General features: G+C 41.9%; 8 protein-coding genes. 4 read left to right on the top strand and 4 right to left on the bottom strand.

Going from position 1 to position 7072, the window contains the following annotated elements; all coding sequences use genetic code 11:
- The 4 genes from QAS77_RS09270 to QAS77_RS09255 all read left to right on the top strand — a co-directional run.
- The coding region (locus QAS77_RS09270; RefSeq protein WP_305065118.1) for an FAD-binding oxidoreductase at positions 1-1161 on the top strand (1161 nt) is incomplete at its 5' end.
- Complete coding sequence (locus QAS77_RS09265; protein WP_305065116.1) at positions 1162-2259, top strand: (Fe-S)-binding protein; 1098 nt, start codon at positions 1162-1164, stop codon at positions 2257-2259.
- A gap of 266 nt (positions 2260-2525) precedes the next feature.
- The gene (locus QAS77_RS09260; RefSeq protein ID WP_305065115.1) at positions 2526-4214 is read left to right on the top strand and encodes a PAS domain S-box protein; all 1689 of its coding nucleotides are present in this window, start codon (positions 2526-2528) and stop codon (positions 4212-4214) included.
- A gap of 21 nt (positions 4215-4235) precedes the next feature.
- Positions 4236-4475, top strand: a complete 240-nt coding sequence (locus QAS77_RS09255; RefSeq protein WP_331522573.1) for an ATP-binding protein — start codon at positions 4236-4238, stop codon at positions 4473-4475.
- A gap of 2 nt (positions 4476-4477) precedes the next feature.
- On the opposite strand, the gene QAS77_RS09250 is transcribed toward QAS77_RS09255, so the two are convergent.
- From QAS77_RS09250 to QAS77_RS09235, 4 genes are all read right to left on the bottom strand, one after another.
- Positions 4478-4885, bottom strand: coding sequence for a fasciclin domain-containing protein (locus QAS77_RS09250; protein WP_305065114.1), 408 nt, complete (start codon positions 4883-4885; stop codon positions 4478-4480).
- 68 nt (positions 4886-4953) lie between these two features.
- Positions 4954-5490, bottom strand: coding sequence for a KH domain-containing protein (locus QAS77_RS09245; protein ID WP_250869388.1), 537 nt, complete (start codon positions 5488-5490; stop codon positions 4954-4956).
- Positions 5491-5531: 41 nt separating this feature from the next.
- The gene (locus tag QAS77_RS09240; protein ID WP_250869389.1) at positions 5532-6335 is read right to left on the bottom strand and encodes a serine protein kinase RIO; all 804 of its coding nucleotides are present in this window, start codon (positions 6333-6335) and stop codon (positions 5532-5534) included.
- 2 nt (positions 6336-6337) lie between these two features.
- Positions 6338-6508 carry a hypothetical protein gene (locus QAS77_RS09235; protein WP_250869390.1) on the bottom strand — a complete coding sequence of 57 codons (171 nt, stop codon included), beginning with the start codon at positions 6506-6508 and terminating at the stop codon, positions 6338-6340.
- Between the last annotated feature and the right edge of the window lie 564 nt (positions 6509-7072).

Genomic DNA, 7072 nt, shown 5'->3' with positions numbered 1-7072 from the left:
CTTCAAAGGATGAATGCTATCAAAGAGCTTCATATTGAGGATCTGTATGTGGTCGTTGAGCCCGGGGTGATCCATAAGGACCTGAACGCTAAACTTAAGGAATACGGCTTTTTCATACCCGGTCCTTCCAGTGGGAACGTTGCGAACATTGGTGGCATGGTGGCTACGAATGCTTCCGGTGGCAATGCTGTGAAGTACGGTGCTACAAGGGACTATGTTCTTGGAATGGAAGTTGTCCTTCCTACAGGGGAGATTGCACGGTTCGGGTCAAGGACATTGAAGAACTCTGCCGGATACCAGCTCGAAAAGCTGATGTGCGGTATGGAGGGTACGCTTGGTGTTATCACGGAGGTCAATCTCAGGATCACTCCCCTTCCAGAAGCTACTGCGGTTGCAGTGGCTGTTTTTCATACCCTGGAAGATGCTGGTAGGTGTGTTTCTAATATCATTGCTTATCCTGTCATTCCTTCCGGGCTGGAGCTGATGTCCCGTGTTTGTATTGAAGCGGTTAACAAGGCTGTATGTCTTGGGCTTCCTGATGAAGAGGCAATACTGTTGATAGAGGTCGATGGCAGTTCCCATGATGTGAAGGACCAGATAGGGAAAGTGACGGAGATCTGTAAGGGATCCGGTTCCATATCTGTTGATTTTACTTATGATGCCGAGAGGAAAGAGGAATTGTGGAGAGGCAGGAAAGCGATGATCCCTGCTTTGTCAAAGTATCATGATGACCTTGTGACAGTGATGCTTGCTGATGATATGGCCGTACCCATGAGCAAGGTGCCGGAGGCTGTGAAGGCTTTTCAGGCTATTTCTGATAAATATGATATTATTATTGCAAGTTATGGTCATTCCGGGGATGGCAATCTGCACACGAAGGTACTGATGGATCCGACAAGGCAGTCTCATTGGGACCAGGCAGAAAAGGCGGTATCAGAGATCTATGAGAAGGTCATGGAGCTTGGTGGCACGATAACCGGTGAGCATGGGGTTGGGATGACGAAAGCTCCGTTCTTCCTCAAAGAAAGGGAATCAAGCCTTGAGGTGATGAAGGTGATCAAGAGAGGGCTTGATCCGAACAATATTATGAACCCGTACAAGATAATGGACTGGGAAGAGAATTTCATTGCGCGTCTGCGGTATCATGTGGAGGATGAGTGAATGCGAACCGATAATCTGGATAAGTGGAAAAAAGAATTGGTCAATTGTACTCAGTGCGGTTTTTGTAAGGACGTATGTCCAATCTTTGCTGATGTCGAGTGGGATTCTTCGGTGGCAAGGGGCAAGATGGCGCTTTGCTATGGCCTGTATTCAGGCGATATCGAGCCGGATGAGTCTGTTGTTGAGAGACTGTACCAGTGCACGACCTGTGCAGATTGCACTCGCAGGTGTCCTTCTTCAACAGATGTTGTGGGGGTTGTGGAGGCTGTAAGGAAGGACCTTGTGGCTTCGGATATTATGAGTCCTACTCATCGTAAGATCGCAGAATCGATTTCAATGCTGGGTAATCCTTTCGGGGAAGAGAAGAGTAGGCTTGAGATGTTTGGTGAAAAGCCGCATAAGGCCAAGATCGCTTATTTTACTGGCTGTAGTGCGGCCTATAGGAATAGGGAGATCGCAGAGGCAGGTATCTCTATATTGAAAAAGCTTGGTGCGGATTATACGCTGCTTGATGAGGTATGCTGTGGCAGTGTTCTTGGAAGACTTGGTTTTTCTGATGACAATATAAGGCGGCAGGCAGAGGCCAATGTTAAAGCGATAGGGGCTACTGGTGCAGAAATAGTTCTGTTCTCATGTGCGGGTTGTTTGAGGATGTTCAGGAAAGAGTATCCGCAATTCATGGAGTTGCCGTTCAAGGCTCTGCATTTCATTGAGTGGTTGAGTGAGCAGGAGTTGCCTCTTAAGCCTTACGGGAAAACGGTGACATATCATGACCCCTGCCATATTGGCCGACATCTTGGTATCTATGATGCACCTCGGGATGTTATCAATAAGATTCCCGATATTGAATTTGTGGAGATGGCTGATAACAGGGAATCTGCACGCTGCTGTGGCGGTGGCGGTGGCGTAAGGGCACAGTTCCCGGAAATTTCCCGAAATATCGCTTCTAAGCGTGCGGATCAGGCTGAGTTTGCCGATGTGTTGTTGACCACCTGTCCGTTTTGTGTCAATAATCTTGCTCTTGGAATCGATGAAAGTTCAAAATTGGTAGTAAAGGACCTTCTTGAATTGGTGGATGAACTTCTTGAAGATGAATGACCTTATTTGATGGTGACAAACTTCTTTCGGGAATCTTTGTCATCTATGCTTTTTATTTATCGTGGGTTTAAAAAAATTTCAAATAATTTAAAATAAACGTCTCTCCCGATCACTAATATATTTAGATGTGCACTTGATATTACCAAAAGATTCACATGCACTTAGGTAGTATTGCCTGCTGTGGCATGTACGGTATGGATGCTAATATGAACTAATAACTATTGTTCATGTGGTCGTTGGTGTAAAAAGTGCAATGTGGATTATGAATGTTTTCTGAAAGGGAATTAAAGCAGACTTCAAATGTAGTATTAGATCTTATTGATCGTGATCCTGGTCGTTCAGAGCAGTGGCTTTCTGATGGTTATGGCAGAATTGATGCATATCCACAGATCTTCAATGAAATGGTGTGTGCATACGCTTTGCATGAGATAATTTGCGATGGGGATGGAGTTCCGATCGATTATTGTTTCCTTGACGTTAATCCGGCTTTTGAGAGAATCGTAGGTCTGAAGAAAGACGATGTCATCGGAAAAAGTGTTCTGGATATTTTTCCTCGTATGGATGTCTCATGGGTTGATAAATATGGCAAGGTAGCACTGACCGGCGAGAGTGCTCATTTTGATGATTATTCGCTTTTTGGGGATCGTTTTTATGAGGTGAACGTTTTCTGCCCACGTAGTGGTGAATTCGCAATGACATTCTCTGATATTACCGAACGCAGATGTGCTCATGACGTTCTGGAAATGCAGGAACGTGATCTGAATAAACATGTGTGTGAGTTTGAATGTTTGTTTAAGGTTTCAAGTATAGTTAATGTTCTTCCTTCTTTGAATGAGGGGTTTAGGAATGTAGTTGATACTGTTTTTTCTGATATGAAAGGTCGATCAGTTACCGGTTGTCGCCTTATTTATGAAGAAAATGTTTTCCAGTCTGGGCTTTTCATTGATTCGAATTGGAACTGCAGATCGGATATAATCGTTGATGACGTTGTCCATGGTAGTTTCGAGGTTTGGTATTCTGAAGATATGCCTGATACTAGTGCTGATTATTTCCAGAATGATGGTGGTTTTGTAGATTCGGTCACTCGGTCTTTGGGTATATTCGTTGAAATGAAGCTTGTTGAGAATGATCTTAATATATTCAAGTCGATATCGGATAAGGTAAATTATGGGATATCTATACTTGATATGGATGGCAATATCATATATGTGAATGAAGCATTTTCTCAACTTCATGGCTATTCTGTTGAGGAGCTCTTCGGAACTCATTTCTTGATGTTCTATAATGAAAGTCAAGTTCCGCGCTTGAAATGCCTTCTGGATAATCTTCTGAATTCAGATTGCTGTATGGATGAAGAGGTATGGCATATGAGGAAGAATGGAAGCATCTTCCCTGCGATTCTTGAATGTGATCTTATCTTTGATAGGGATAATATGCCTTCTTACATCTTTGTTGCACTGAAGGATATAACTGAAACGAAAAAAGCGGATGATGCTTTAAAGCGTGCAATGTCAATAGCTGATGCTGCAAATTGTTCTAAGAGCGAGTTCCTTGCTAATGTAAGCCATGAACTTCGAACTCCGTTGAATTCAATTATTGGTTTTTCTGAGATATTGTTGGATGGTCGCTGTGGGGATCTGAATGATGTACAGAGGAGATATCTTCAGAATGTTTCAAATAATGGTAATCATCTTTCGGAGATTATAACTAAGATCCTTGAAATTTCGAACATTGAAGCCGGGAATGCAGAAGTGAATGTGGAGAAATTTAAGATATTGCATTCTGTTCTGGAGGTTAAGGAATCTCTTATGCATTCTATTTTATTGAAGGATATTTCTTTTGTCTGTGAATTGGATCCCGACCTTCCTCAGATCTGTGTAGATAAGATAAAGTTCAAGCACATATTGCATAATCTTTTAACAAATGCTGTCAAGTTTACTTCCGATCGTGGTTAGGTTGGAGTTCAGGCAAGTGCTATTGGCGATATGGCGCATATTGTGATATGTGATGATGGCATTGGGATTCCCATGGGGCAATTGCCGCATCTTTATGATAAATTCCATCAGGGTGATGGTTCTGCCAAACGAAAGTATGGTGGTACAGGACTAGGACTTGCTCTTACTAAAAAACTTGTGATGCTCAATGAAGGTCAGATGTGGGTGGAAAGTGAGGTTGGTGTGGGGACTAAGGTCCACGTGATGCTTCCTTTAAAATGAGCTTATGGAATAAGGATCTCCTCGATCACATGTATCACTCCGTTTGTACATTCGATATCTTCTTTTTTTATTTCGATACCGTTGACAAGGAGCTTTCCATTTTTGGAGACCTTGAGTGTTTTTCCATTGAGTGCAGTGAGTGTTTGGATATTTTTAAGACCAGATGTGAGGTATTTTCCTTCCACAATGTGGTAGTTTATAATGTCCATTAGGTATTCGCGATCCTCAAAAGCTTCATCGGTGACACTGTCTGGAATTGGTTCAAATGCTCTTTCTATGGGGGCAAAAATCGTGTATGGACCTTCGTTACTGAATTTATTGAAGAGGCCAAGCTTTTTTGCGGCACTTATAAGTGTCGAGAAATCTCCCATTTCAATTGCTGTTTCGACTATGTTCTTTTGTTCACTCATGGATATCTCCCCAGTTTTCCAGAAATGTTAAAGGTGGATGATCACTATTAGTGTCATCCTTTTAGTTTTTAGTATGAGTCAAGCTGTGAGCGCATAAGGTCTTGTTTCTTCTTTTCGAGGAAACTGTATACTGCACCATGGGTTGCGCCACCGATGAGCATATCCATTGCCGTCCTTACGATGAGGATCTGGTCTGGATGGCCTATTGCGCTTACTGTTTTTCCATAAACGGACATTTTGATACCTATGAGACTCTCTATTATTTCTCTTGTCTTTCCGCCTTTTCCAATTATTCTGCCTTTGAGGCGCAGGAGTTCCTTTGAGGTGGATGCGGTTTGTGAAAGATCAATTACTTCAAGCATCATGAGGTCATCATCAAAGAATATGTATGTTTTGTCGGGGTTGAATCCTCTGCCTATTGCTTGAATGACATCTGTTGCTCTCATTCCGCCAACCGGGTCATCTCCTGCTATTACTTCGACTGTACCGTTCTCACTGTCGATGTTAAGTGTTGCAGTGGATCTTTCTTCGATCATCTTTTTGACGCTGCCTTGTGGGCCGATTATTGCGCCGATTCTGTCCTGGGGTACTTTGATGTGGGTCATATGGTCTACCTACTGATTATTGTAATTATAGTTTGCGCTTTTCAGTTCTCGTTCCCTGTATTTTTTATGCGTTTGTAAACGCTTTCGGGAGTCTCATCAATTTTGAAACGCTTAAAGTATCTTAGTATATTTTCAATGTCTCTTTTTAGAAATATGTCTGCTCGTGGATGTTCCAGGGTCACCGATTGCCCCATATCGATCATGATGGGCGTTAGGTCATTGGTGTCGATGAGTATGTTGTATTCGCTAAGATCTCCATGGACAAGACTTGCTTTGGTGTAGAGCTTGTGCATGTCATCTATAATAGTTTCGAATATCTGTTTACCATCTTCGAGTTCGAGCCTCATATCTTTTAAAGCAGGGAATGGTTTTTCGTTCTCACCCATGAACTCCATAATAAGTATGTTCCTTTCTGTGATGATGGGTACGGGTACGCGTATGCCGGCTTCATTTGCACGTATGAGGTTGCGAAACTCCTTTTTGGTCCATGCAAAGATGATGTCTCTTTTGTTGTGTCTGATGTTAGTGAAGCGCGGATCTCCGAGAATGTAGTCTTCCATTGACCTGAATGTGCTGGAGGATATCCTGTATATCTTAATGGCAATGTCGTGCTCTTCTCCCTCGCCAAGGAATACATTTGCTTCTTTGCCGGTGCTTATGGATCCGCCAAGTGCCTGTACTATTCCTTTATTAGATAGTGTATATAGGGATTTTAGAGTTGCATCATCGAATACATTTTCAGTTACTTTCAGTGTATTGCTGTCTTTGCGTTTTATGCGTAATTTATCAACAGCGGTGTCAAGACGCTTTACTTTAGTATCCAGTCCTTCTTTCCCTTCTTTCATGATCAACCTTTTAGGAATTTTTTCATTGCTCTAGGAATGCGCTCCATACTGACGTTCTCATCCAAGTATCTGAATTTGACATGTTTTGCGTCTGGGATGTTCTCAATGGTCGCAAGTACTTCTCTGCTTCTTTGCGTTGGCTCTTCATCCCTATTTATTGATATCTTGTGCAATTTTAATTCAGTTTTGGATTTTGTTCAATATACCTTGCTATTTACGTATCATTTATTGTTAAAGGTTGCGTATGCTCCAGTTTTTAATGTGTGTTTCTGATCGGAGAATATGTTTTCTATGTTTGTGTATGTCGAGGTGAGCTTTAACTTTGTTTTATGTTGAATATTTACGCGCATTCAAAATTCATTGCTTACGATATGTATTTATATCGGTTCTTACAATTAGGAGTTCTCGCAAGGCGGGTGAATGAGCAAGACTGCAATGGTGCAGATATTGCTTTGCAACTTGGTGTTGTGAGTTACAAGGTTTATAAGGAATCAAAACCCTTATATGCCAAGAATTCATATTTACTGTTCCCGCACAATGCGCGGAATTTCAATCACCTTCAATTCAAGATCATTAGTGGAGACCGGAGCTTTTTCGGTCTGACGTTGAATTTGGCAGTTCGATTAATTCTGACTGATAGTGTAAATCTATCTATCGAGAACTAATCGAAATTGTGCATGAATAAGTAACTCTCTAATTCACTTTAGAGTGTTCTTTTCCGACAATTTTTAAGTTTA

Origin of the sequence: Methanococcoides sp. (assembly GCF_030594565.1) — an archaeon.
Lineage (GTDB): Archaea > Halobacteriota > Methanosarcinia > Methanosarcinales > Methanosarcinaceae > Methanococcoides > Methanococcoides seepicolus.
The sequence above is the reverse complement of the archived record's forward strand: the minus strand, read 5'-3'. Positions and strand labels throughout refer to the sequence as shown.

Bases quoted from the DNA above. Each gene is read 5' to 3' on its own strand.
- QAS77_RS09265 (WP_305065116.1), top strand. From the start codon at position 1,162: ATGCGAACCGATAATCTGGATAAGTGGAAAAAAGAATTGGTCAATTGT.
- QAS77_RS09240 (WP_250869389.1), bottom strand. From the start codon at position 6,335: ATGAAAGAAGGGAAAGAAGGACTGGATACTAAAGTAAAGCGTCTTGAC.
- QAS77_RS09245 (WP_250869388.1), bottom strand. From the start codon at position 5,490: ATGACCCACATCAAAGTACCCCAGGACAGAATCGGCGCAATAATCGGC.
- QAS77_RS09260 (WP_305065115.1), top strand. From the start codon at position 2,526: ATGTTTTCTGAAAGGGAATTAAAGCAGACTTCAAATGTAGTATTAGAT.
- QAS77_RS09250 (WP_305065114.1), bottom strand. From the start codon at position 4,885: ATGAGTGAACAAAAGAACATAGTCGAAACAGCAATTGAAATGGGAGAT.